This is a genomic window from Cellulomonas sp. P5_C6, assembly GCF_054049635.1.
Map to the genome: position 1 here is coordinate 1 of NZ_JBFULZ010000012.1, position 23,970 is coordinate 23,970.

General features: G+C 73.3%; 19 protein-coding genes and 2 riboswitches. Of the genes, 6 read left to right on the forward strand and 13 right to left on the reverse strand.

The window, feature by feature from the left end:
- On the reverse strand, nt 1-417 hold a 417-nt coding region (locus tag ACXJKG_RS02595), incomplete at its 3' end, for a rhodanese-like domain-containing protein (protein WP_456844200.1).
- A gap of 10 nt (nt 418-427) precedes the next feature.
- Nucleotides 428-528, reverse strand: a riboswitch (SAM riboswitch).
- Between the two features lie 118 nt (nt 529-646).
- Nucleotides 647-761, forward strand: a riboswitch (SAM riboswitch).
- A gap of 42 nt (nt 762-803) precedes the next feature.
- On the opposite strand from ACXJKG_RS02595, the gene ACXJKG_RS02600 reads away from it, so the two are divergent.
- From ACXJKG_RS02600 to ACXJKG_RS02610, 3 genes are all read left to right on the forward strand, one after another.
- On the forward strand, nt 804-2,198 hold the full coding sequence (locus ACXJKG_RS02600) for an aminotransferase class V-fold PLP-dependent enzyme (RefSeq protein ID WP_456844201.1): 1,395 nt from the start codon (nt 804-806) through the stop codon (nt 2,196-2,198).
- A gap of 270 nt (nt 2,199-2,468) precedes the next feature.
- The gene (locus tag ACXJKG_RS02605; protein ID WP_456844202.1) at nt 2,469-2,861 is read left to right on the forward strand and encodes a YrdB family protein; all 393 of its coding nucleotides are present in this window, start codon (nt 2,469-2,471) and stop codon (nt 2,859-2,861) included.
- A 373-nt stretch (nt 2,862-3,234) separates the two neighbouring features.
- Entirely contained in the window at nt 3,235-3,684 is a 450-nt protein-coding gene (locus ACXJKG_RS02610) for a fasciclin domain-containing protein (protein WP_456844203.1), read from the forward strand.
- A gap of 8 nt (nt 3,685-3,692) precedes the next feature.
- Here ACXJKG_RS02610 and ACXJKG_RS02615 read toward each other — a convergent pair whose 3' ends face one another.
- From ACXJKG_RS02615 to ACXJKG_RS02625, 3 genes are read right to left on the reverse strand one after another with little or no spacing between them, the layout of a single operon-like run.
- The gene (locus ACXJKG_RS02615) at nt 3,693-4,571 is read right to left on the reverse strand and encodes a MaoC family dehydratase (protein WP_456844204.1); all 879 of its coding nucleotides are present in this window, start codon (nt 4,569-4,571) and stop codon (nt 3,693-3,695) included.
- The gene (locus ACXJKG_RS02620; RefSeq protein ID WP_456844205.1) at nt 4,568-5,911 is read right to left on the reverse strand and encodes a 3-oxoacyl-ACP reductase; all 1,344 of its coding nucleotides are present in this window, start codon (nt 5,909-5,911) and stop codon (nt 4,568-4,570) included. Before ACXJKG_RS02620 ends, ACXJKG_RS02615 begins: the two co-directional genes overlap by 4 nt.
- 2 nt (nt 5,912-5,913) lie before the next feature.
- Nucleotides 5,914-7,239 carry an acetyl-CoA C-acetyltransferase gene (locus ACXJKG_RS02625; RefSeq protein ID WP_456844206.1) on the reverse strand — a complete coding sequence of 442 codons (1,326 nt, stop codon included), beginning with the start codon at nt 7,237-7,239 and terminating at the stop codon, nt 5,914-5,916.
- Nucleotides 7,240-7,337: 98 nt separating this feature from the next.
- Between ACXJKG_RS02625 and ACXJKG_RS02630 the strand changes: the two genes are divergently transcribed.
- The gene (locus tag ACXJKG_RS02630; RefSeq protein ID WP_456844207.1) at nt 7,338-8,195 is read left to right on the forward strand and encodes a TetR/AcrR family transcriptional regulator; all 858 of its coding nucleotides are present in this window, start codon (nt 7,338-7,340) and stop codon (nt 8,193-8,195) included.
- Nucleotides 8,192-10,264, forward strand: a complete 2,073-nt coding sequence (locus ACXJKG_RS02635; protein ID WP_456844208.1) for an acyl-CoA dehydrogenase family protein — start codon at nt 8,192-8,194, stop codon at nt 10,262-10,264. The genes ACXJKG_RS02630 and ACXJKG_RS02635 overlap by 4 nt, the downstream gene beginning before the upstream one ends.
- 19 nt (nt 10,265-10,283) lie before the next feature.
- On the opposite strand, the gene ACXJKG_RS02640 is transcribed toward ACXJKG_RS02635, so the two are convergent.
- The 9 genes from ACXJKG_RS02640 to ACXJKG_RS02680 are packed head-to-tail and all read right to left on the reverse strand — an operon-like array spanning nt 10,284 to nt 21,174.
- The gene (locus ACXJKG_RS02640; protein ID WP_456844209.1) at nt 10,284-11,312 is read right to left on the reverse strand and encodes a hypothetical protein; all 1,029 of its coding nucleotides are present in this window, start codon (nt 11,310-11,312) and stop codon (nt 10,284-10,286) included.
- Nucleotides 11,313-11,347: 35 nt separating this feature from the next.
- Entirely contained in the window at nt 11,348-12,091 is a 744-nt protein-coding gene (locus ACXJKG_RS02645) for a DUF2599 domain-containing protein (RefSeq protein WP_456844210.1), read from the reverse strand.
- Entirely contained in the window at nt 12,088-13,566 is a 1,479-nt protein-coding gene (locus tag ACXJKG_RS02650) for an alpha-amylase family glycosyl hydrolase (RefSeq protein ID WP_456844211.1), read from the reverse strand. The genes ACXJKG_RS02645 and ACXJKG_RS02650 overlap by 4 nt, the downstream gene beginning before the upstream one ends.
- Nucleotides 13,563-15,362, reverse strand: coding sequence for a GH39 family glycosyl hydrolase (locus ACXJKG_RS02655; protein ID WP_456844212.1), 1,800 nt, complete (start codon nt 15,360-15,362; stop codon nt 13,563-13,565). Before ACXJKG_RS02655 ends, ACXJKG_RS02650 begins: the two co-directional genes overlap by 4 nt.
- A complete protein-coding gene (locus tag ACXJKG_RS02660; RefSeq protein ID WP_456844213.1) occupies nt 15,359-16,912 on the reverse strand; it encodes a glucoamylase family protein in 1,554 nt (517 codons plus the stop codon). Before ACXJKG_RS02660 ends, ACXJKG_RS02655 begins: the two co-directional genes overlap by 4 nt.
- 11 nt (nt 16,913-16,923) lie before the next feature.
- Nucleotides 16,924-17,808, reverse strand: coding sequence for a carbohydrate ABC transporter permease (locus tag ACXJKG_RS02665; protein ID WP_456844214.1), 885 nt, complete (start codon nt 17,806-17,808; stop codon nt 16,924-16,926).
- Complete coding sequence (locus ACXJKG_RS02670; RefSeq protein ID WP_456844215.1) at nt 17,805-18,821, reverse strand: carbohydrate ABC transporter permease; 1,017 nt, start codon at nt 18,819-18,821, stop codon at nt 17,805-17,807. Before ACXJKG_RS02670 ends, ACXJKG_RS02665 begins: the two co-directional genes overlap by 4 nt.
- A gap of 4 nt (nt 18,822-18,825) precedes the next feature.
- The gene (locus tag ACXJKG_RS02675) at nt 18,826-20,100 is read right to left on the reverse strand and encodes a sugar ABC transporter substrate-binding protein (RefSeq protein ID WP_456844216.1); all 1,275 of its coding nucleotides are present in this window, start codon (nt 20,098-20,100) and stop codon (nt 18,826-18,828) included.
- A 42-nt stretch (nt 20,101-20,142) separates the two neighbouring features.
- The gene (locus ACXJKG_RS02680) at nt 20,143-21,174 is read right to left on the reverse strand and encodes a LacI family DNA-binding transcriptional regulator (RefSeq protein ID WP_456844217.1); all 1,032 of its coding nucleotides are present in this window, start codon (nt 21,172-21,174) and stop codon (nt 20,143-20,145) included.
- Between the two features lie 298 nt (nt 21,175-21,472).
- On the opposite strand from ACXJKG_RS02680, the gene purL reads away from it, so the two are divergent.
- A complete protein-coding gene (gene purL, locus ACXJKG_RS02685) occupies nt 21,473-23,836 on the forward strand; it encodes a phosphoribosylformylglycinamidine synthase subunit PurL (RefSeq protein WP_456844218.1) in 2,364 nt (787 codons plus the stop codon).
- Nucleotides 23,837-23,970: the final 134 nt, after the last annotated feature.

A 23,970-nucleotide genomic window follows, 5' to 3' on the forward strand; every position in this document is an offset into this window, starting at 1 on the left:
GGCGCACGCCTGCCGCCACGGCAGGCCGGCGGCGCGCCAGCCGGAGTGACCGCGGTGGCCGTCGGGGCCGACGTCGCCCTCGAAGCCCTCGAGCACGTTGTACGCCGGGCCGAGCCCCGCGGCGGTGGCGGCCTGCGCGGCGGCGATCGAGCGGACGCCCGAGCGGCACAGGAACACGACGGGACGCCCGGCCCCGACACCGGCGTCGGCCAGCTGCTTGAGGAACTGCGGGTTCGGCCGTCCCGACGGGTACGACACCCACTCGACCAGCGCCGCGCGCCCGTCGAGCGGCGCGGAGTCGGGGATGCCCACGTAGCGCCACTCGGCGTCGGTGCGGACGTCGACGAGCACGGCGGTCTCGTCGGAGGTCAGGAGGTCCCAGGCCTGCTGGGGGGTCAGGTCGCCGGCGTAGCTCATGCAGTTCCTCGTCTCATCGGTCCTGGCGGTAGCACCCTCGGCCGGGCACAAGGTGCCCGCGGGTTGCTGCGGCGTCGTCGAGCCAGATCTCTCGGCCGCTCTGGATGGTGCCGGTGATGCTACGCGCGGCGGTACCGTCGCTCCAACTGGTGGACAAGCCGTCCCGACATCCGAGACGAACCCCGAGGTGCGTTGACAGGCGCCCGGGCCTGCCGGGACCCTCGTTGCAGGTCATGAGCGCCAGCGACAAGCCCCGGCTCGCTGGCCGGCAACCCTCCTCCGCGGTGGGGTGCCCCGGGTGACGACCTGGCCGCGTCCCGTCCGGGGCTCGGCAAGCGCGGGGTTCCACCTCCCAGGGGTCCCCCGGATCGTGTCGGAGGACCACCATGACTGCCATCGCCGAGCGCCTCTCGTGTGCCTCCGCCGACGAGGTGAGCGCCCTGCTCCCCGTCGTCGGCGGCACCACCACCGTGCCGCTCGTGGACGGGTCCCAGCGGGTCTACGCCAACCTGGACTACGCCGCGAGCGCCCCCGCGCTGGAGTCGGTCGCGGCCCGGGTGACCGAGGTGCTCCCGCTCTACGCCTCCGTGCACCGCGGCGCCGGGTACCTCTCGCAGGTGTCCACCGCGCTGTACGAGTCCGCGCGCCAGACCATCGCGCGGTTCGTCGAGGCCCGTCCCGACGACGTCGCGATCATCACGCGCAACACCACGGACTCGCTCAACCTGCTGGCCGGTGTGGTGCCGGAGGGCGGCCGGGTCCTCGTGCTGGACGTCGAGCACCACGCCAACCTGCTCCCGTGGGTGCAGTCGACGGGGCGTCACGGCAACCGCACGACGATCCTGCCGATCAAGAACACGGTCGCCGCGACCCTCGACGCCCTGCGCGCCGAGCTTGCCCGCCAGCCGTACGCGCTGGTCACCATCACGGGCGCGTCCAACGTGACGGGGGAGGCGCTGCCGATCGAGGAGGTCGTCGCGCTCGCCCATGCCGAGGGTGCGCGCGTGGCCGTCGACGGCGCCCAGCTGGTGCCGCACCGCGGCTTCTCGCTGGCGGCGACCGACGCCGACTACATCGCGTTCTCGGGGCACAAGACGTACGCACCGTTCGGCGCGGGGGCCCTCGTCGGCCGCCGCGACTGGCTCGACACAGGCACGCCGTACCTCGCAGGGGGAGGTGCGGTGCGCGACGTGCGGGCCGATCGGACGGTCTGGCAGCCGGCACCGGCGCGGCACGAGGCGGGCTCGCCCAACGTGCTCGGCGCGATCGCGCTGGCGGAGGCGTGCGACCAGCTGGCTGCCCTCCCCGCCGGCGCCCTCGCCGCGCACGAGGAGGCTCTGCGGGCCCGCCTCGTCGAGGGGCTGTCCGGCATCGACGGCGTCGAGGTCGCGCGCATCTGGCCGGACTCCGCGCCGCCGGTCGGCGTGATCACGTTCACGGTCCCGGACCACGACCCGGGCCTGGTGGCCGCGTACCTCGCCGCCGAGCACGGCATCGGCGTCCGCGACGGCCGGTTCTGCGCCCACCCGCTGCTCGCGCACCTCGGTGCGTCCGGCGGGGCCATCCGGGCGTCGGTGGGCGTGGGGACGACGAGCGAGGCGGTCGACCGCCTGGTCGTGGCCCTGAGCCAGTACCTGGCAGACGGCCCGGCCGTCCGCTACGAGGTGGTCGACGGCTGCTGGGCGGTCGTCGACGACACCCGCCCGCTCCTCGCGGTCCACGGCCTGGACCACCTGGCGGCGACGGCGGCGGCAGCCTGCGGCCCGGCCCTGGACGACTGACCTCCACCCGACCGCGCCGAGAACGTCACACCGCCGCGAGAACGTCCTTTCAATGTGCCGTTCTCGTTGCGAACTGACGTTCTCGAGCCCGGCGCCCGACGGGCTTGTGGGTCTGAGGCTCGGATCTCGTCAGAGTCGACCGCGGCAGTTGTCGACCAACGCGGCAGTTGTCGACCAACGCGGCAGTTGTCGACCAACGCGGCAGCTCGAACTGCCGCGCTCGTCGCGAAGTCACGCGTTCGCGCCGGCGCGACTCGCCATGATGGCTCCGTGAGCGAGCCCCAGCAGCCACCCGTCGTCCCTCGCGTCGGCGTGCTCGGCGTGCTCGCGTTCCTGTGCGAGCTCGTGATGATCGCGCTGCTGGTGGTGTCCGGCTGGCGCCTCGGGACCGGCACGGCGGCCTCGGTCGCGCTCGCGGTCGGGCTCCCCGCGGTGGCCATCGGGATCTGGGCCCGATGGATGGCTCCCGCCTCGCGTCACCGGCTTCGGCGCGGGCCTCGGGTCGCTGCGCAGACGGCGCTGTTCATCGGGGTCGGGACCGTCTGCATCTACGCGGGCCTCACGGTCTGGGGGGTCGCGTTCAGCATCGTCGCGTCGGCGGTGTTCGCGGGCGCTCGTGAGGGTGCGACCGAACCGCGGACCCCACCGACCGCGAGGTCGTGAGCTTCCGACGACGTCGGTAGCCGCAACTCACGACGTCATCGCAAACTCACGACCTCACGACCACGAGGTGCATCCGGCCGGCCGGTATCGGGCGAAGAGGACACAGGGCGCCCACCGGTGCCCGCGCGGTGCGGCGCAGGGGCGTCGGCCGCGACCCTCGTCCGTAGGAGCCCACCATGAGGATCCGTCGCACGCTGTCCGTCCTGCTCGTCGCCGGGGTCGTCGCCGGCGGGGGCTGGCCCTCGCGCCGGCCGCCACCGCCTCCGCCCCGCCGACGGGCACGGCGAGCCTCGCCGCCCTGCTCGCGTCGGACGGGGACACGTTCGACCGCAACTGGCGGGACTTCGACATCCTCGACCAGGCCGTCGGCGCGGTGCTGGCCGCGAAGCCGTCGAGCCCGGTCGCGGTCCTCGCGGACGGCACGGTCCCGCTGACGGCCTTCCTGCCGACTGACCGCGCGTTCCAGTACCTGGCCAAGGACCTGACGCACCGGTGGTACTTCACCGAGGAGCAGGTGTTCACGGCGCTCGCCGGCGCCGTCGGCATCGACGCCCTCGAGCAGGTGCTGCTCTACCACGTGGTCCCGGGCGCGACGATCGACTCCGGCACCGCGCTGGCCAGCGACAACGCGGTCCTGACCACCGCGCAGGGCGGCACGTTCACGGTCGACGTGATCTCGAAGCGCTTCGGCATCGTGCAGCTGCGCGACCAGGACCGCAACGACCTCAACCCGTTCCTCATCCCCGGCAAGCTGGACCTCAACGCCGGCAACGTGCAGATCGCGCACGCGATCACGTTCGTCCTGCGCCCCGCGGACCTCTGAGCCGATCCTCAGGCGAGCGGGCGGACCGTGCCCGTCAGGTGCGGTCTGCCCGAGCGGGCGTCCCAGCCGGCGAACGTGAACCCGTCGGACCGTGACCCTGCGACCCGCACGGTCACGATCCCGGGCAGGAGCACGGGCTTCACGAACTCGACCGACCAGTCGAACGCGTCCCCCCGGCCGGCGCCGACGTCGGCCAGCGCCCGGGAGGCCGTGTACATCCCGTGCGCGATGGCCCGGGGGAACCCGAGGGCCTTCGCGGACAGGGCCGACAGGTGGATCGGGTTGCGGTCGCCGGACACCGCCGCGTACCGCCGGCCGACGTCGCCGGAGAGCGTCCAGCGGCCGGTCGGGGTCGGCGGGACGAAGGGTGTCGGCTCGTCGGCGGGCGACGCAGCGGCCTCGGCGAGGGACACCCCGCGTGCCAGGTAGGTGGACACCCCGCGCCAGGCGAGCGAGCCGTCGACGGAGACCTCGGTGACCAGGTCCACCTGCGTGCCGGAGCGGTGCGGGCGCAGGTCGGCGGCGGACGCGCGGACGTCGAGCGCGTCGGACAGCGAGAGGGGCCGCAGCTGCGTGACCCGGTTGGCCAGGTGCACCAGCCCGACGAGCGACAGCGGGAAGTCGGACCGGGCCATGAGGGCGGTCGCCACGGGGAACGCGAGCACGTGCACGAAGCCCGCGGGGAGCTGGTCCGAGGCCGACTCGCCCAGCAGGTGCTGGTAGTCGGTCAGGTGCGACGACGAGGCCCGGACACCCCGGACCGCGTAGTCCACGGAGGGGAGCACCGACGGCGCTGACCGGACCTTGTGTGCCACGGCGAGCCCGGCGCCGCGCGCGTACAGCCGGCCGAGCCCGGGGACCCCGGGCAGGACGACCGTCGTCGTCACTGGCCCACCATGTTCTGCCCGCACACGCGCAGCACGCGGCCCGTGATCCCGCCGGCGGCGGGCGAGGCCAGGAACGCGACGGTCTCGGCGACGTCGACGGGCTGCCCGCCCTGCTGCAGCGAGTTGAGCCGACGGGCCACCTGCCGCGTGACGGCGGGGATCCGCGCGGTCATCTCGGTCTCGATGAATCCCGGGGCGACGGCGTTGGCGGTGCCGCCGAACGCCGCGAGCAGCGGCGCGGTCGCGCGGACCATGCCGATGACCCCGCCCTTGGACGCCGCGTAGTTGGTCTGCCCCCGGTTGCCGGCGATGCCCGACGTCGACGCCAGCGACACGATGCGCGGGGCGTCCGTGAAGTCGCCGGACGTCAGCAGCGCCTCGTTGATCCGCAGCTGCGACGCGATGTTCACCGCGAGCACCGGGTCCCACGTGTCCGCGGACATGTTGGCCAGCAGCTTGTCGCGCGTGATGCCGGCGTTGTGCACCACGATGTCGAGCCGGCCGTGCCGCTGCAGCGCGTGCTCGAGGATGCGCGCACCGGCGTCGTCGGCCGTGACGTCGAGCTGCAGGGCGGTCCCGCGCACCCGGTTGGCGACGGCGACGAGCTGCTCCCCGGCGGCGGGCACGTCGACGGCCACGACCGTCGCCCCGTCGCGGGCGAGGGTGTCGGCGATCGAGGCGCCGATGCCGCGGGCCGCGCCCGTGACCACCGCGACGCGACCCGCCAGCGGCTTCTCCCAGTCCTGCGGCAGCGCGCCGGCCGACGAGTCCACGGCCAGCAGCTGCCCGTCGACGAACGCGGACCTCGTCGACAGGAAGAACCGCAGCGCGCCGAGCACGGACACGGCGGTGACGGCAACGTCGTCGGCCAGCACGATGCCGTTCCCCGTCGAGCCGCCGCGCAGCTCCTTGGCCAGCGACCGCAGGAACCCGTCGACCCCCTGGCGCGCGGCGGCGACCGCGGGAGCGTCGTCGGGTCCCGCGGCACGCGAGACGGTGACCACGCGCGCGCCGCGCGGGAGCGACTTGAGCAGCGCACCGGCGGCCAGCACCGGCTCGGCCAGCTGGTCGGGGTGCGTGAGCTCGGTGAGCGCCAGGACGACCGCGCAGTAGCGCGTGCCGGGCGTCGCGTCGCGGTGCACGTCGAGGTCCCAGTCGGCGGCGAGCACCCGCGACAGGGCGTCGGCCTCGCCGCCGCGGCCCAGGAGCAGGACGGCGCCGGCGACCAGCGGCTGACCCGGCTCGTAGCGGCGCAGGGGAGCCGGCTGGGGGAGGCCGAGCTGCTTGGCCAGCTTCTTGGTGAACCCGCTGTTGACCAGGTTGAGGTAGGTGTCGGTCATGGTCAGGCCGCCTCGAGGATCGCGGTCAGGCCCAGCCCGCCGGCTGCGCAGACGGACACGAGCGCGCGCACCGGGGCGTCGGACCCGGACGCCGCCTTGCGACGGTGCAGCTCCTTGCTCACGGTCGCGATGATCCGCCCGCCGGTCGCGGCGAACGGGTGCCCCGCGGCCAGCGACGAGCCGTGCACGTTGAGCTTGGCGCGGTCGACGGTGCCGAACGCCCCGTCGAGCCCGAGCCGGGCGCGCCCGAACTCCGCCGACTCCCAGGCCGCCAGCGTGGTCAGCACGGTGGCCGCGAAGGCCTCGTGGATCTCGATGAGGTCGACGTCGTCGAGGGTCAGCCCGTTGCGGGCGAGGAGGCGCGGCACGGCGAACGCGGGGGCCATGAGCAGCCCGTCGTCGCCGTGCACGAAGTCGACCGCGCCGGCCTCGGCGTCGACCAGCGACGCGAGCGGCACGAGGTCGTGCGCGGCGGCCCAGTCGGCGGACCCGAGCAGCACCACGGAGGCGCCGTCGGACAGCGGCGTCGAGTTGCCGGCCRTCATGGTCGGGGGCGTGTCCAGCGTGAGCCCGAAGGCGGGCTTGAGCTTCGCCAGCTTCTCCAGCGAGGAGTCGGCGCGCAGGTTGGCGTCGCGCGTCAGCCCGCGGAACGGGGTGACCAGGTCGTCGAAGAACCCGTCGTCGTAGGCGGCGGCGAGCCGCTGGTGGCTGGCCAGCGCGACCTCGTCCTGCGCGGCCTGCGTGATGCCCCACTGCGCCGTGGTCAGCGCCTGGTGCTCGCCCATCGACAGGTGCGTGCGCGGCTCGGACGTGCTCGGGGCGGACGGTGCGAGGTCCTTCGGGCGGATCTGGGCGAGCGCTGCCAGCTTCTGCTTCGTGCTGCGGGCGCGGGAGAGGTCGAGCAGCGCGCGCCGCAGGCGGTTGCTCACCGCGATCGGGGCGTCCGACGTGGAGTCGACGCCGCCGGCGATCGCGGACTCGAGCTGGCCCAGCCGGATCTTGTTGCTCAGCGACACGACGGTCTCGAGCCCGGTCGCGCAGGCCTGCTGCACGTCGTACGCGGGCGTCTCGGCCGAGAGCGCGGAGCCGAGGACCGACTCGCGCGTGAGGTTGAAGTCCTTGCTGTGCTTGAGCACGGCGCCTGCGGCGACCTCGCCGATGCGCTCGCCCTGGAGCCCGAAGCGGGCGACGAGCCCGTCGATCGCGGCCGTCAGCATGTCCTGGTTGCTCGCACGGACGTACGGGCCGCCGGCGCGGGCGAATGGGATCCGGTTGCCGCCCAGCACGTAGGCGGGCCTCACGGTCGGGGTGGGGGTGCGACGGGCCATGGGGGCGCGTTCCTCTCGCAGTCGGCACTGAGCGCAGGGAAGTCGAGCGAGTGCGCTCGTGGTGTCCGAAACCCACAGTACCTGATACCTTCGGTCTCGTGAGCCCTGTCACACCGGGCCCGTCGAAGGCGACGGCCCTCACCCTGCTGACCACCGAGGCCGGTCGTGCGCGACCGGCCCTTCCCGTGCCCCCCACCAACCGGCGACCGCCCGAGGACGCGTTCGCGGCCGACGGCCGGTCCACCCGGTGGGCCGACCACCGCGAGGCCCGTCGCGCCGAGCTGGTGCGCATCGCCCGCCGTACCGTGCACCACAAGGGCCCCGACGTGTCGATGGAGGAGATCGCGGCCGCCGCGGGCACCTCCAAGTCGATCGTCTACCGCTACTTCGCCGACAAGACGGGCCTGCAGATCGCCGTCGCCGAGGCCGTCGTGCTGCAGATCCAGGGGGCGCTCGAGGGCGTCCTGCGGATCGCGCCGACCCCGCGCGACGGCCTGCGGGCGATGGTCGCGGTCTACCTCGAGATGATCGAGTCGTCGCCCAACGTCTACGCGTTCGTGACCCGCAACGGCTCGGTCGAGTCCGGCGGCCCGCTGGGGCACTTCCTCGACTCGGTCACCGCGCTGGTCGCCGCGCCGTTCGCGCKGGGGCTGACCGAGGAGCACGCCGACGGCCGGCGAACGGCCCGGCGCCCCGAGGGTGGCGAGGCGGCGGACACCGACGCGCTGGCCGCCCGCGTCGCCCTGGCCGAGTCCTGGGCCGCCGGCGCCGTCGGCTTCGTCCGCGGCTCGGGCGAGTGGTGGCTGGCCCACCGCGACGACCCGGCCAGCGCGGACCGCGAAGAGATCACCGCCCAGGTCGCCGCCTGGCTCTGGGCCGGACCCGTCGGGCTGCTCGCCCGTGACCGTCACCGCACCACCCCTGACCACACGATCGCCCCGGAGGACTCTCGATGACCACCACCGCCCCCCGCCCCACGGTCGAGGCGCCCGACTCCGGCGACCCGCGCCTCGACGCCGACGTCACCAACATCGACATCGAGCACCTGCACCAGGTGCTCCTGGGGCACTACCCGGAGCTGCGCCTGGCGGCCCGCACGCTGATGCGCGACGAGCGCTTCCACCGCATCGAGGGCCAGTCGCTGGCCGACCACCGCGAGCGGGTCATCGGCCAGCTGCGGCTGCTGGCGGCCGAGGGCGACGTGCACCGCTCGTTCCCCGAGCGGTTCGGCGGCGCCGAGGACCACGGCGGCTTCCTGGCCCGGTTCGAGGAGCTCACGCAYGCCGACCCGTCGCTGCAGATCAAGTCGGGCGTGCAGTGGGGCCTGTTCGCGTCGGCGATCTACCACCTGGGCACCGAGCGCAACCACGACCAGTTCCTCGCGGACGCCCTCTCGGTCAAGGTGCCGGGTGCCTTCGCGATGACGGAGACGGGCCACGGCTCGGACGTCGCGGCCATCGGCACCACGGCCACGTACGACCCCGCCACGCAGGAGTTCGTCGTCCACACGCCGTTCCGCGCGGCCTGGAAGGACTACCTCGGCAACGCCGGCCAGCACGGCACGGCCGCGACGGTGTTCGCCCGGCTGGTCACCGAGGGCGTGGACCACGGCGTGCACGCGTTCTACGTCCCGATCCRCGACGCGGGCACGATGGAGTTCCTGCCGGGCGTCGGCGGCGAGGACGACGGGCTCAAGGGCGGCCTCAACGGCATCGACAACGGCCGGCTCTGGTTCGACCACGTGCGGGTCCCGCGCACCAACCTGCTCAACCGGTACGGCGACGTGGCCGAGGACGGCACCTACTCGTCGCCGATCGCCAGCCCCGGCCGCCGGTTCTTCACGATGCTGGGCACGCTGGTGCAGGGCCGCGTCTCGCTGGACGGCGCCGCGGTCACGGCCGCCCGCGTGGGCCTCACCATCGCGATCACGTACGGCAACCAGCGCCGGCAGTTCAACGCCGCCTCGCCGACGGACGAGGTCGTCATCCTCGACTACGCCGAGCACCAGCGCCGCCTGCTCCCGCTGCTCGCGGAGACGTACGCCGCCGGGTTCGCGCACGAGGACCTGCTCGCCGCGTTCGACGACGTGTTCTCGGGCCGCAACGACACCCCCGAGACCCGCGAGGACCTCGAGACGCTCGCCGCCGCGCTCAAGCCGGCGTCGACGTGGCACGCCCTGAACACCCTGCAGGTCGCCCGCGAGGCCTGCGGCGGCGCGGGCTTCCTGGCCGAGAACCGGCTCACCGGGCTGCGCGCCGACATGGACGTCTACGCGACGTTCGAGGGCGACAACACGGTCCTGCTGCAGCTCGTCGGCAAGCGCCTGCTCGCCGACTACGCGAAGGGCTTCAAGCACCTCGACGCGACCAAGGTCGCACGGATGGTGGCCGAGCGCGCGTCCGACGCCGCCCGGTATCGCACGCCCCTGCACCGGGCCGTGCAGACGATCGCCGACGTGGGCGACCCCCGACGCTCGGCGGGCCAGCTGCGCGAGACGTCGACCCAGCGCGAGCTGCTGGTGGACCGGGTCGAGACGATGGTGGCCGAGGTCGCCCAGGCCCTGCGCCCGGCCCAGAAGGCCGACGCGGCGACGGCTGCAGCGCTGTTCAACGCCCACCAGCACGAGCTGATCGCGGCCGCGCGTGCGCACGCCGAGCTGGTCCAGTGGGAGTCGTTCACGGCGGCCCTCGAGCGCGTGACCGACCCGGGCACCAAGCAGATCCTCACGTGGGTGCGGGACCTGTTCGGGCTGACGGTGGTCGAGCGCAACCTCACCTGGTACCTGCTCAACGGCCGGCTCTCGGCAGGTCGCGCCCGCACGGTCACGTCGTACATCGACCGCCTGCTGGCCCGGCTGCGCCCCCACGCGCAGAGCCTGGTCGACGCGTTCGGCTACGAGCAGGCGCACCTGCGCGCGCCGATCGCGTCCGGTGCCGAGCAGGAGCGGCAGGACGAGGCTCGCGCCTACTACCGGGCGCAGCGTGCGTCCGGCGAGGCTCCCCGCCCGGAGAAGCACACGCGCTGACGCGCCCCGAGCCCCATCTCTACGGCGCGCGATGCGCCGGGAGGTGGGGCTCGGTCGTCGCGGCGGCGGACGGGTTGGTGCGGAGCAGCACCGCGAGTGCGGCGAGCGCGACGAGCCAGCCGTACAGGAGGCCCCACAGCGCGTTGGTCGGCAGGGTCGCGGCGAGCACGTTGAGCACGACGCCGAGCGACCAGTCGTCGCCCGTGCCGACGACGTAGCCTAGCGCGGTCACGACGGGGCCGACGGAGGCGGCGAGCACCGACCCGAGCCACACGGCCAGCACGAAGGGCGTCCGCGCCGAGGCCACGTCGACGGACCGCGCCGCCACCCGTGCGACGACGCCGGCGACGACGCCGACCGTCACGGTGGCCACCACGAACGCCACGACCGGCGCGGCACCCGGGGCGTCGAGGTAGTCGGTCGAGGTGTTGGACAGCAGGATCGACAGGGGTCGGGTCTCGGCCGCGCCCCGGTGCAGCAGGCCGGTGAACGCCCAGCCGAGTCCCGCGACGAAGCCGGCGGTCAGGGCCGCGTCCCCCGCGCGGACGCCCGCGGGCGAGCGCAGCGTGACGCCGGCGCGACGCAGGACCGCCACGGCGACCAGGCCCACCGACCACCCGTACAGCACCCCCCAGTACGGGCCGCCCCACAGGGCCGAGGGCAGGTCGTACCCGACGACGGGCCAGCCGCTGCCCTGCACGAGCAGCCCGGCGACCAGCTGGCCGAGCACGCTGCCGGCCACCGCGGCGAACCAGCAGGCGAGCACGGCGGTCGGCCTGCCGGCGCCGCCGGTGCGCAGCGCGACGAGGGTCACCAGGCCGGTCACGGCGCCGACGACGAGCGCGCCGACCAGGCCGGCGAGCACCAGCGGCGGCACGGTGCTGTGCACGAGGGAGCCGCCGGTCGTCGGCACCAGGAGCTCGACCAGCGCGCCCGAGCTCCAGGTCGACCCGGCCAGTGAGGCGCGGACGGCACCACTGAGCAGCCACCCGATCGCGGCGACCAGGGCCGCCGCACCGGATGCGCGGTTCGTCGGGTTCCGGCGCATGCGCGCGACCGTAGCAGCGGCCGGGCCCGGGCCGCTCACTCCGGGTTGCAGCGGTCCTTGATCATCTCGAGCGAGTCCACCACCGGCCGCCACGGCTCGAGGTTCCAGGTCTCCTTGTCGGGTGCGCCGAGCTCGTGGCACTCGAGCTGCGCCTGCATGCCGGGGGTGTCGGCGTCCGGGGCGTGGCTCACCACCTGCGCCCACAACCCCTCCTGCGCGGCCAGGCTGCCGACGCGCGCCCACCCGCTGGGGGAGACCGCCAGCGACCGACCGCCCTCGGCCTGGCCCCAGACCGCGCTGTCCACGGCGACGGACGTGAACCAGGCCCCGGTCGGACTCGTGGTGTCGTCGGCGGACGTCAGCCGGACGACCTCGGGGCCTACCTGCACCAGCCGGGCGCCCCACGGTTCGATGGTCAGCCCGGCCACGAACGTGCCGCTGCCGTCGCGGACCACGCCCGAGCCGTCCGGCAGCGCCGTGACGGTCATGCCCTCGGGCGCCGCGAGCCGGGCGTCGCCACCGGGGACGGCGAGGTGGGTCGAGCCGTCGGGGTCGGGGGTCACCACCATGGCGGGCGTGGCGACGGTCAGGGTCACCGTCCCCGAGGTCAGGGGGGCGCCGGTCGCGCGCACCACCGCCGGGTCGTCCGGGTTCGTGGCGACGCTCGGTGCCGGGGTCGCGACCGGGCTCGCGGGTGCGGGCGGCTCGGCGTGGCCCGGGGTGCAGGCCGCGAGCGCGAGGACGAGGAGAGTCGTCGCCAGAGCCCCCCGTGCAGTCACCCTCGGAAACGTACCGGTCCGACGCGCAGCCAGACACACTCCGATGGGGTGACGATCGACGCATCGGCGGACGGGTTGCTCCGCGCGACCACGACTCCCGGGGTCAGCCGCTCCAGCGGCCACGGTCGCGACGACACGTTGAGCACGACGACGGCGTCGCCGCGCCGGGCGACGAGCACCCCGCGCGGGGCGTCCTGCCAGCGGAGGTCCTCCGACTCCCACAGGTCCGACCGGGCCGCGAGGGCGCCGTGCAGGACGGACCACGGCGACGTGGGGTCGGCCTCCTGCCGGTCGCGCGCGTAGCCGTCCCACCCGGCGGGGATCGGGAGCCAGGGCTCGCCCGTCGTGAACCCGACGCCGGCGCCGGAGGTCCAGGGCAGGGGGACGCGGGCGCCGTCGCGGTTGGGCAGCCGGCCGCCGGACCGCAGCGACTGCGGGTCCTGCCACGCCTCGGGCGGCACGTCGGCGTCGGGCAGCCCGAGCTCGTCACCCGCGTAGAGGTAGAACGCCCCCGGCAGCGCGAGCAGGAACAGGTGCAGCGCGAGAGCACGCTCGGGTCCGAGGCGGGTGGCGACGCGGGCGATGTCGTGGTTGCCCGCCACCCACGCGGGCAGCGCGCCGACCGCGCGGTGGGCCGCCAGCTGGGCGTCGACGGTCCGGCGCAGCGCGGCCGCCGACCAGCGTGTGTGCAGGACGTCGAACGCGAACGCCTGACCCAGCTCGTCGGGCCGGGCGAACGCGGCGGTGCGCTCGGGCGGCCCCCACGCCTCGGCGACCGCGAGGACGCCGGGCCCCAGCACCTCGCGCCACGAGCGGTAGATCTCGTGCACCTCGGCCCGGTCCCAGTGCGGGTGGTCGGCACCGCGCCGGACCTCGTCGTAGGACGGGTCCTTGGCCAGCCCGCCCGCGACGTCCACGCGGAACCCGTCCACGCCGCGCGCCAGCCAGAACCGCAGCGTCTGCGCGAAGTCCTCCCGCACCCGCGGGTGGGACCAGTTGAGGTCCGGCTGCTCGGGCGCGAACAGGTGCAGGTACCAGGCGCCGTCGGGCAGCGGGGACCAGGCGGAGCCGCCGAACATCGACCGCCACCCGGTGGGCTCCGGGCGCACGTGGAAGAGGGCGCGCTCGGGGCCGCCGGCGCGGGCGGCGACGAACCAGGGGTGCTGGTCGGAGACGTGGTTGGGCACCAGGTCCATCACCACGCCGAGCCCCCGCTCGTGGGCCGCGGCGACGAAGGCGTCGAAGTCGGCGAGGTCCCCGAACAGCGGGTCGATGTCGCGGTGGTCCGCCACGTCGTACCCGTGGTCGGCCTGTGGCGAGCGGTAGACGGGCGTCAGCCACACGGCGTCGACCCCCAGGCGCGCGACGGCGTCGAGACCCGCGGTCAGTCCCGCGAGGTCACCGACGCCGTCGCCGTCCGAGTCCCGGAAGGAGCGGACGTAGACCTGGTAGACGACGGCCGTGCGAGAGATCAAGCCGGCCGCACCAGCTCGACCAGCACGATCGAGGGGTTCGGCAGCTCGACGGTCACGTCGGTGCCGTCCCACGGCCGCTCGGTCACCGACAGCACGTCCGCGGCGCGCAGGGCGGACCACTGCTCGTCCGTGGGCCAGTCGGCACCGCCCGACATCGACGCCCAGACGGCGGCGATGTTCGAGTGGTCCGCGTCGACCCGCGACTCGCGCACGACCCAGGAGCCGTCCGGCACCCCGTCGAGCACGACGCGCACGGTGCGGGCGAGCTCGGCCGACCCGTCGACCTTGGTCTGGTCGAGCGTGCCGTTCCAGAGCGCGACCGCCACGCGGTCGTCGTCCCGCGACGCCCACGCCTCGACCAGGCTGTCCGCGCCGTCACCGGTGACGGTCGCCGCGACCTCGTCCACGCCGAGCTGCTCCAGCAGCCACAGCGCCCACCAGCGGGGCTTGCGCAGCTCACCCACGGTCCGCAGGCCGAACCCGCCGTGCAGCAGCCGCGGCGGACGGCCCAGCTCCTCGAACTGGTCCGAGACCACCCAGTAGGACAGGGCGTGGATCCGCCCCGCCGCCGAGCGCATCCCGCGCGCCAGGAACGCCGCGGAGAACACGCCGTCGTTGGCGTTGCCGAAGTGCGTCGGGCTGACCCCCCACTCGGTCCACCAGATCTGGGCGTCCTGGCGGTCGTGGCGCGCGAGCGTCGCCCGCAGGTCCAGGGGCGCGTTGCCGTAGGTGTGCGTCGAGACGAAGTCGACAGGGGCGCCCGAGCCGGCGACGTGCTCGAGCAGGCCGTCGACCCACCCCGCGGCGGCGGTGGAGGGACCGCCGACGACGAGCTCGTCGTCGACCGCCCGGACCGCGCGGACCGTCACGTCGTAGAGCCGCCAGAACTCCTCGCGCGTGCCGGACCAGAACACCTCGAGGTTGGGCTCGTTCCACACCTCGAACGACCACTGCGAGCGGACCTCCTCGAGCCCGTAGCGGTCGACCAGGTGCTGGGTGAGCGCCGTGATCAAGGACGCCCAGCGGTCCCAGTCCTTCGGCGGCGACACGATCGCGGCGTAGTCGAACACCGTCACGGACGGGTCCGCGGCCAGGTCCCGCGGCATGTACGACAGCTCGACGACCGGCCGCAGGCCGAGCGCGAGCAGCGCGTCGTACGTGGCGTCGACGCCGGAGAAGTCGTGCACCGGCTCGCCGTCGATCTCGCGGTACACGCCGAGGTCGTCGCAGAGGATCGCGTGCGCCCGGACCGTGGAGACCCCGAGCTCGTCGTGCGCCGCGCGCAGCGCGCCGGTGAGGTCGGCGGCGATGCTCTGACCGCCCACCGTCTCGTCGCTGAGCAGCAGGCTCAGGTGCTCCGAGCCGATCATCGGCCGCCACGGGCGCGGCAGGTCGCGCACGACCGACTGCAGGTCCACCAGCACCTCGACCTCGGCCGGGGCGTCGGCCGGCAGCGAGGCCGCGACGACCTCGCTCCCGGCCGGCCCGGTCACGTCGACGTCGGTGACCGTGGCCACCGCGTACCGGTGGGGCACGCCGGGCTCGCCCGTCGTGTCGGCGTACGGCCCGTGCGGCACGGCGAGCACGTCGCCGCCGTGGTGGTCCAGCGGGACGCCGTCCCGGAGCACCTGGTAGCCGACCGCGCCGTCGACCGGGTCCCAGTGCAGGGTCACCTGGCCGACGCCAGGCGCCGCGTAGACGCCCGAGGGCGGGGCGAGCACCGGGATCTCCCCGGCGCCCATCGTGTCCGACCGACGCCCGATCCGGGCCTCCCAGTCCGTGCGGGCCCCGGTCACTTGGTCACCAGCCCGGCAGAGAACTCCTCCTGGCCGATGAGCGGGCGCAGGACCTTCTCCACGTCCTTGGTGCCGAACGAGCGGTGCAGCACGTCGTTGCCCAGCAGGTTGCCGACCGCGCCCAGGACCATGCCCTGGTCGAGCGACAGGTACCGCTTGGCCTGCGTGTTCGACCGCACCGCGACCGAGTCGTAGAAGCCGCCGTCCCCGTAGGCGCCGAGCGTGGTCTCGATGTTGCGCAGGTTGTCGACGGCCTCCCGGGGCGCGTACGGCAGTGCGAGGAACGAGGCGTGCGGGGTGACGACGCCGTCGCCGAACGTCGGCGTCGGGTTCGTCGCCGGGCGGCAGCCGTCGTAGCCCGCGTCGACGTTGGTCGCCTCGTGGTCGGACGGGTAGCCCTCGGGGCTCATGCCGATGGCGTCGACGCCGTACACGTTGTACTCGGCGAACGGGTCGCTGGCGGGCGAGAAGCCCCAGTAGCCGTAACCGGCCTCGTCGAGGCCGTGCTCGATCTGCGCACGGACGGCCAGCGGGTGGTTGACGCCCCAGCTCTTCGGGGCCCAGGTGGACTCGGGCACCAGCAGGTCGGGCATGAGCTCCTCGAACATGTCGCCGCCCCACGTCGGGACGATGTGCATGCCGCGGTAGGTGAAGGCGCCCTCGAACACGTCGATGCCCTCGTACGTCCGCGTGACGCCCACCGGCCGCTGCTCGAGCCACGACCAGTCACAGCTGGCCGGGAACGTGCGGTTGGTCGCGAAGTAGTGCGCGGGCGGGATCTGGCCGCGCGCGATGCCGATGTAGCTGGCGATCCGCGGCTCGGAGTTGGTGATGTCGTAGTGGTTCTTGGTGAAGTACACAGGCGACCCCGCGACCGTGCCCGGGTCGGTCTCGACGTTGGGCGCGTCGGCCCAGAAGCCGCCGCGCATCATGCCGGGCCTGGTGCCGCCGAACTGGTTCGCGTCGTAGAACGCCGCGAAGTTCATCGGGTCCAGCAGCACGTCGACCTGCTTGCGCAGCGACGGCTCGGCGGTGCGGACCACCATCAGCGCGGCCGCGAACCAGCCGTTGTCCACGGTCGAGAGGAACGGGTACACCGTGTCGCCGCTCGGGAACGCGGTGAGCTTGGCGCCCGTGTGCTCGTCGTACCAGTTGTAGAACATGCCGCTCGGCTCGTGGCGCTCCATCGTCGCGAGCGTCGTCAGCGTCTGCGCGAGGCGCTGCCGGGCCTCGCGCTTGCCGATGATCCCGAGCTCCTCGGCGGAGACCGTGGACCACATGTAGGCGCCGATGTTCGTCGGCGACGTGTAGCCCGAGCGGGTGGCGGGGTCGAGCGAGGCCTCGATGTTGTCGGCGGGCAGCCCGGTGGTCTCGTCCGTCATGGCGACGAACGAGGTCCAGGTGTCGGTGGCCCAGCGGCGCAGGTCGGCGCGATCCTGGCGGGTCAGCGTGCCGTCGTCGTGGTGGTGGCCGCCCGCGGAGGCGGTCGTCGCCCCGGTGACCAGGAGTGCGGCGGCCGCTGCTGCAGCCGCGAGGGGTCGGAGTCTCATCGTTGAGCCCTTCATGATTTGAGGCCGGTGGTCGCCAGACCCTGGACGAAGTGCTTCTGCAGGGCGAAGAACACGATCAGGATCGGGACGACGATGACCATGGCTCCGGCCAGCAGCAGCCCGTACTGAGTCGAGTTCTGCCCGACGCTGACCAGCGCCAGCGCGACCGGCAGGGTGTACATGTGCTCGGTGCTGGACACGACCAGCGGCCACAGGAAGTTGTTCCAGGACCCGAGGAACGTGAGGATCGCGAGCGTCGCCAGGGCGGGCTTGCACAGCGGCATGACCACCCGCGCGAAGATCCGCAGCTCGCCGGCGCCGTCGACGCGCGCGGCGTCGATCAGCTCGTCGGGGATGCCCTGCATGAACTGCCGCATGAGGAACACCCCGAACGGCCCGGCCAGGAACGGCAGGATCAGCCCGAAGTAGGTGTTCACCATGCCCAGGTTGCTGACCAGCACGAACAGCGGGACCAGCGTGACCATCCCGGGGACCATCAGCGTGGCCAGCACGAGCCGGAACAGCCAGGTGCGCCCCCAGAAGTCGATCTTGGCGAACGCGTACCCGAGCATCGAGCAGAACACCAGGTTGCCGAGCGTCACCGCGATCGCGACGAACGTCGAGTTGGCGAAGAACTGCGGGAAGTCGAGCTGCGTGAACAGCTCGCGGAAGTTGTCGAGCGACGGGTTGTGCGGGAACCACGTGGGCGGGTTGGCGCGCAGCTCGCCCTCGGTCATCAGCGAGCCGAGCAGCATCCACACGAAGGGCGTGACCACGAGCACCAGGCCGATGCCCAGCACCACGTAGAGCCAGGGCCGGGCCTGCGGCTCGCCGATGTGCGACCCCTCCGTGCCCCGGGGCTTGGTGACTGTCGGTCGATCAGCAACGGTCGTCATGCGGACGCACCTCCCGAGCGACGGAACCAGCGGCGGGTCGGGCCGGTCGCGTCGTCGCGCTCACCCAGCACCTTGAACTGCACGATCGTCAGGAGGACGACCGCGGCGAACAGCACGTAGCTCATGGCCGCGGCGACGCCGTAGTTGCCGAACCCGAACGTGTTGTAGACGAGGTAGGCGACCGAGAGCGTGCTGTTCAGCGGTCCGCCCTGGGTCATCACGAACGGCTCCTCGAAGAACTGCAGGAAGCCGATGCCGGTGATCACGCCGGCAAAGAGCATGGTCGGGCGGATCGTGGGGATGGTGATCCGCCGCAGGCGCTGCCACGCGTTGGCGCCGTCGAGCGCGGCCGCCTCGTGCAGGGCCTTGGGCACCGACTGCAGGCCGGCCAGGAAGATCACGACGAGCGTGCCCAGCGAGCGCCAGACGGACATGGCGATCAGGGACGGCATCGCCCACGTCGTGCTGCCCAGCCAGTCGGGACCGGTGATGCCGACCCAGCTGAGCACCTCGTTGATGAGGCCGTTCTCGGGCCGCAGCAGGAACCGCCAGACGACGGCGACGGCCACGATCGAGGTGACGACCGGCATGTAGTAGCCGATCCGGAAGAACCCGGACAGCTTGGTGATGCCGGTGTTCAGCGCGATCGCGATGGCGAGCGCCACGAGCATGGTCAGCGGGACGCCGACGACGACGAAGTACAGCGTGTTGAACGCGGCCTTCTGGAACGTCGGGTCCGTGAGCACGGTCGCGAAGTTGTCGAGCCCGACGAAGTTGACCGCGAACGGGTTCTGCAGGTCGCGGCTCTTGATGTCGGTGACGCTCATGAAGAGCGACGAGATCACCGGCCACGCCATGAACACGAGGAACAGCAGGACGAACGGTGCTGCCATGCCCCACGCGGCGATGCTGCGCCGGCGGCGCAGGGGCGACGAGCGTCGCACCCGGGGGGCGGCCTGGTCGGCCGCCCCCACGGGCACCACGCCCGGCCCTGAGGTCAGGGTCGCGGCCATGACGTCAGAGCCCCGTGCCGATCGCTTCGGCCTGCTGCTGGATGGCCTTCGCGGCCTCCGCCGGGTCCTCGCCGGTCTTGCAGACCTTCTCCAGCTCGGTGTCGATGACGTTGGCGACCTGCTCCCACGTCGGGATGCTGGGCGGCGCCATCGCCGTCTTCATCTGCTCGCCGAACACCGCGAGGTTCGCGTCGGAGGCCAGGTCGCCCTGGTCCCAGGCCGACTGCACGGCGGGCAGGTCGCTGGTCGTGGCGTACCACTTCGCCTGCACGTCGGGCTGGCTCAGCCACTGGACGAACTTCCAGGCGGCGTCGCGGTTCTTCGCGTTCTTGAACACGGCGAGGTTGGACCCGCCGATGAACGACGCCTGCTTGACGTCCTTGGGCATCGGCGCCAGGGTCACGCCGTTCATGAAGTCCTCGCCGCCGGTGTCCTTGAGGATCCCGATGTGCCACGGCCCGGACGAGAACGCGCCGATCTTGCCGGCCACGAAGTCGGGTTCGAGCGTGCCGTCGGGGAGCTCCTCGGGGGCGACGCCGTCGGTGAAGAACGACTGGTAGTAGGTGAGCGCCTTGACGAACTCGGGGCTGTCGAACGTGAACGTCGTGTTGTCGGAGTTCATGATCTCGGCGCCGGCCTGCCACGCGAACGGCAGGAACGTCTGCCACGCGCCCGTCTGGCCCGGCTGCAGGTTGATGCCCCACTGCGCCCCGGCGGACTGCATGCCCTTCGAGGTGGCCATGAGGTCGTCCCAGGTGGCGGGCGTCGGCGAGACACCGGCCTTCTCGGCGAGCGCCGTGTCGACGTAGATCACGCGGGTCTCGACGTACCACGGCACGCCGTACGACGTCCCGCCGACCTCGGTGGAGCCCCAGGCGCCGGGGAAGAAGGTGGACTTGTCGACGACGTCGGGCGTCGCGTCGAGGCCGCCCGTGGACGCGAACTCGCCCATCCACGTGGTCCCGATCATCGAGACGTCGGGGGTCTCGTCGGCCGCGATGGCGGTCGCGATCTTGTCGTGGGCCGCATCCCAGGGGATCGCCGTGACGTCGATCGTGACGTCGGGGTTCTCCTCGGTGAACGCCTTCGCGAACTCACCGAGCGCCTGCCCCTCGGTGCCCATGGCCCAGACGCTGACCGTGCCGCTGACGTCGCCGGTGGCGACGGGCGCGGCGCTGGTGTCCTGGGCGGCCGTGTCGTTGCTCCGACCGCACGCGGCGGTCAGGGCGAACGTCGTGATGGCCAACGCGGCGACGCTGGCGCGCGTGGATCTCCTCATGGCGGTTCCTCCTCGAACCTGGACAGCCCCTCGTGGGGTCTGTCAGGGGTGCAGGCCGCAGCTGTCGCGGACCACCAGGTCGGTGGCGAGCGACTCGTGCCGCGGGGTCGTGCGGTTTCCGGTGATGCGCTGGTCCAGCACCTCGGCGGCGAGTGCCCCGAGCGTGCGCATCGGCTGACGGACTGTGGTGAGGGCGGGGCGGGCGTGGCGCGCGGCCATCACGTCGTCCCAGCCGGTGATGGCGATGTCGCGCCCGACCCGCAGGCCGATCTCCTCGGCGGCGACGATCGCGCCGAGCGCGATCTCGTCGTTGGCGCACACGAGCGCGTCGGGGCGGTCGCGGACGGCGAGCAGGCCGGCCGCGACGCGGGCGCCGGACGCCTCGTCGAGGTGGCACGGCGTGACCGTGGGCTCGATGCCGTGCTTGCCGAGTCCCTCGTGGACACCGCGCCAGCGCTCGGCGACGTCGGGGGACTCCTCGGGCGAGCCGAGGAACGCGACCCTGCGGACGCCGTGCGAGGCGAGGTGCTCGCCGAGAGCGCGTGCGGCGTCGAGCCCGTCGGCGCGGATCGAGTCGACGCCGGCGACCTCGGGACGCGCGACGACGACGATCGGGAGGCCGAACGCGCTGAGCTCCTCGACGACGTGGTCGGGGATCGTGCGACCGAGCACGACGAGCCCGTCGACCCGGCCGGCGAGGTCGCGCACGGCGGTGGCCGGGTCCGGTCGGCCGTGGGTGGCCAGGACGAGGACGCTGCGGCCCAGCCGCGAGGCGGTCTCCTCGTACCCGAGCAGCACCTCGGCGTAGTACGGGCCGGACAGGTCGGGGAAGACGATGCCGTTCGCGGCGTGCTTGCGCTCGGCCAGCGACGTGCCGGCGTGGCTGGGGCGGAAGCCCAGGTCCGCCACCGCTTCGAGCACGCGGGCGCGGGTCGCCTCGGCCACCGGGGCCGAGCCGCGCAGGGCGCGGGAGACGGTCGCGATGCCGACGCCGGCGCGCTCGGCCACGTCGTAGATCGTCACCGGGGCAGCGCTCGGACGGCCGTCACCGGTGTCCATAGGAAGCGCTTTCATGGCTTGACCGTCACACGGCCGGACGAACCGCGCAACTCGGAGGAACGCGACATGGGCCCGGTCGCGGTCGCGGCGGCACCCGCTCGACGGCCCGTCCGTCCTGGTCAGTCCCGGTGGTTGCCCGGGGCGCACGGCCGCCGGAAACTGGTCCGGATTGCTCGTCGGCGCGGGGCCTCGGCGGGTCCTGGACGCTGCGCGGGGCGGCCTCCGCACCCCGGTATCCTGAGCCACGTCTGCCGACGTCGGCCGCGCTGCCGCACGGCGGCGAGAGAGCCACGGGTCTCCACCGAGGGAATCGATGACCACCGCACCTGCGCGCGCCCCCCAGACCGACACCGTCGACGTCGCCGCCGCGACGCCGGACCAGGAGCAGCCGTTCGCGGAGCTGGGCCTGAAGCCGGACGAGTACCAGCGCATCCGCGACATCCTCGGCCGCCGCCCCACGGCCGCCGAGCTCGCCATGTACTCGGTCATGTGGTCGGAGCACTGCTCGTACAAGTCGAGCAAGAACCACCTGCGCCAGTTCGGCGACAAGACGACCGACGCCATGAAGGAGCACCTGCTCGTCGGCATCGGCGAGAACGCGGGTGTCGTGGACATCGGCGACGGCTGGGCGGTGACGTTCAAGGTCGAGTCGCACAACCACCCGTCCTACGTCGAGCCGTACCAGGGCGCGGCCACGGGCGTCGGCGGCATCGTGCGCGACATCATCTCGATGGGTGCCCGGCCGGTCGCGGTCATGGACCAGCTGCGGTTCGGCGCGGTCGACCATCCCGACACGGCCCGCGTCGTGCACGGCGTCGTGGCCGGCGTCGGCGGCTACGGCAACTCCCTCGGCCTGCCGAACATCGGCGGCGAGCTGGTCTTCGACGCGTCCTACCAGGGGAACCCGCTGGTCAACGCGCTGTGCCTGGGCGTGCTGCGGCACGAGGACATCCACCTGGCCAACGCGTCCGGCGCGGGCAACAAGGTCGTCCTGTTCGGCGCGCGCACGGGCGGGGACGGCATCGGCGGCGCCTCGATCCTGGCCAGCGAGACGTTCGACGACACCAAGCCGTCCAAGCGTCCGTCGGTGCAGGTGGGCGACCCGTTCATGGAGAAGGTGCTCATCGAGTGCTGCCTCGAGCTCTACGCCGCGCGCGTGGTCGAGGGCATCCAGGACCTGGGCGCCGCGGGCATCTCCTGCGCGACCAGCGAGCTGGCCTCCAACGGCGACGGCGGCATGCACGTCGACCTCGAGAACGTGCTGCTGCGCGACCCCACGCTGACCGCCGGCGAGATCCTCATGTCGGAGTCGCAGGAGCGCATGATGGCCGTGGTCCGGCCCGACCAGCTCGACGAGTTCCTGGCCATCACCGGCAAGTGGGACGTCGAGACCGCCGTGATCGGTGAGGTCACCGGCACGGGCCGCCTCACCATCGACCACCACGGCGAGCGCATCGTCGACGTCGAGCCCCGCTCGGTCGCGCACGACGGTCCGGTCTACGACCGCCCGTACGCGCGTCCGGCCTGGCAGGACGGGCTGAACGCCGACACCACGGCCGCCCTGGGCAAGCCGTCGACGAACGCCGAGCTGCGCGCGACGGCCCTGCAGCTGCTGGCCAGCCCGAACCTCGCGTCCAAGGCGTGGGTGACCAACCAGTACGACCGGTTCGTGCAGGGCAACACGGCGCTCGCGCAGCCCGACGACTCGGGCGTGATCCGCGTCGACGAGTCGACCGGTCTGGGCGTCGCCCTGGCCACCGACGCCAACGGCCGGTACGCCAAGCTCGACCCGTACACGGGCGCGCAGCTGGCCCTCGCGGAGGCGTACCGCAACGTCGCGACGACGGGCGCCCGCCCGCTGGCCGTGACCGACTGCCTCAACTTCGGCAGCCCCGAGCACCCCGACTCGATGTGGCAGCTGGTCGAGGCCATCCGCGGCCTGGCCGACGCGTGCCAGGTGCTCGAGGTGCCGGTGACCGGCGGCAACGTGTCGCTCTACAACGGCACGGGCGAGCCGGGCCTCATCGACTCGGCCATCCACCCGACCCCGGTGGTCGGCGTGCTGGGCGTCCTCGACGACGTCGCGGACGCGACCCCGTCCGGCTGGACCGCCCCCGGCCAGGCCGTCTACCTGCTGGGCACCACGCGCCCCGAGCTGGACGGCTCCGCCTGGGCCGACGTCGTGCACGGCCACCTCGGCGGGCTCCCGCCGGCCGTGGACCTGGCGGCCGAGCGCCGGCTGGCCGAGGTCCTCGTCCGCGCCAGCCGCGACGAGCTGGTCGACGCCGCGCACGACCTCTCCGAGGGTGGCCTGGTCCAGGCGCTCATCGAGTCGAGCCTGCGCTACGGCGTCGGCGTGCAGGTCGACCTGGAGGCGCTGTGCGCCCGCGACGGCGTGACGCCGTTCGAGGCCCTGTTCTCCGAGTCCACGGGCCGCGTGCTCGTCGCCGTCCCCCGCTCGGAGGAGGTCCGCCTGGTCGACCTCTGCACCGCGCGCGGCGTCCCCGCGCTGCGGCTGGGGGAGACGGCCGAGTCGTGCTCGCCGGGCGCCGGCACGCCGGTCGACGAGTCCGACCACGTGCACGGCCCGGCGGTCGAGGTGCAGGGCGTGTTCACCCTGCCGCTCGACGAGGCCCGCGCCGCCCACGAGGCGACCCTGCCCCGCTGGTTCGGCTAGAGACCCGACAACCCGTCGGGCCAGGTGAGGCTCGAGAACAACATGGGACGCGTTCTGGCCATCGACAACGCGTGCCATGTTGTTCTCGCGCGCTGGAACCCCGGCCGCACTATTTCCGTGGCCCCGGAGCGGGC

What these genes read in the sequence shown, in the direction of transcription:
- ACXJKG_RS02600 (WP_456844201.1), top strand. Translation starts at nt 804, where the DNA reads ATGACTGCCATCGCCGAGCGCCTCTCGTGTGCCTCCGCCGACGAGGTG.
- ACXJKG_RS02620 (WP_456844205.1), bottom strand. Translation starts at nt 5,911, where the DNA reads ATGACCGACACCTACCTCAACCTGGTCAACAGCGGGTTCACCAAGAAG.
- ACXJKG_RS02640 (WP_456844209.1), bottom strand. Translation starts at nt 11,312, where the DNA reads ATGCGCCGGAACCCGACGAACCGCGCATCCGGTGCGGCGGCCCTGGTC.
- ACXJKG_RS02660 (WP_456844213.1), bottom strand. Translation starts at nt 16,912, where the DNA reads ATGAGACTCCGACCCCTCGCGGCTGCAGCAGCGGCCGCCGCACTCCTG.
- ACXJKG_RS02665 (WP_456844214.1), bottom strand. Translation starts at nt 17,808, where the DNA reads ATGACGACCGTTGCTGATCGACCGACAGTCACCAAGCCCCGGGGCACG.
- ACXJKG_RS02670 (WP_456844215.1), bottom strand. Translation starts at nt 18,821, where the DNA reads ATGGCCGCGACCCTGACCTCAGGGCCGGGCGTGGTGCCCGTGGGGGCG.
- ACXJKG_RS02675 (WP_456844216.1), bottom strand. Translation starts at nt 20,100, where the DNA reads ATGAGGAGATCCACGCGCGCCAGCGTCGCCGCGTTGGCCATCACGACG.
- ACXJKG_RS02680 (WP_456844217.1), bottom strand. Translation starts at nt 21,174, where the DNA reads ATGAAAGCGCTTCCTATGGACACCGGTGACGGCCGTCCGAGCGCTGCC.
- purL (WP_456844218.1), top strand. Translation starts at nt 21,473, where the DNA reads ATGACCACCGCACCTGCGCGCGCCCCCCAGACCGACACCGTCGACGTC.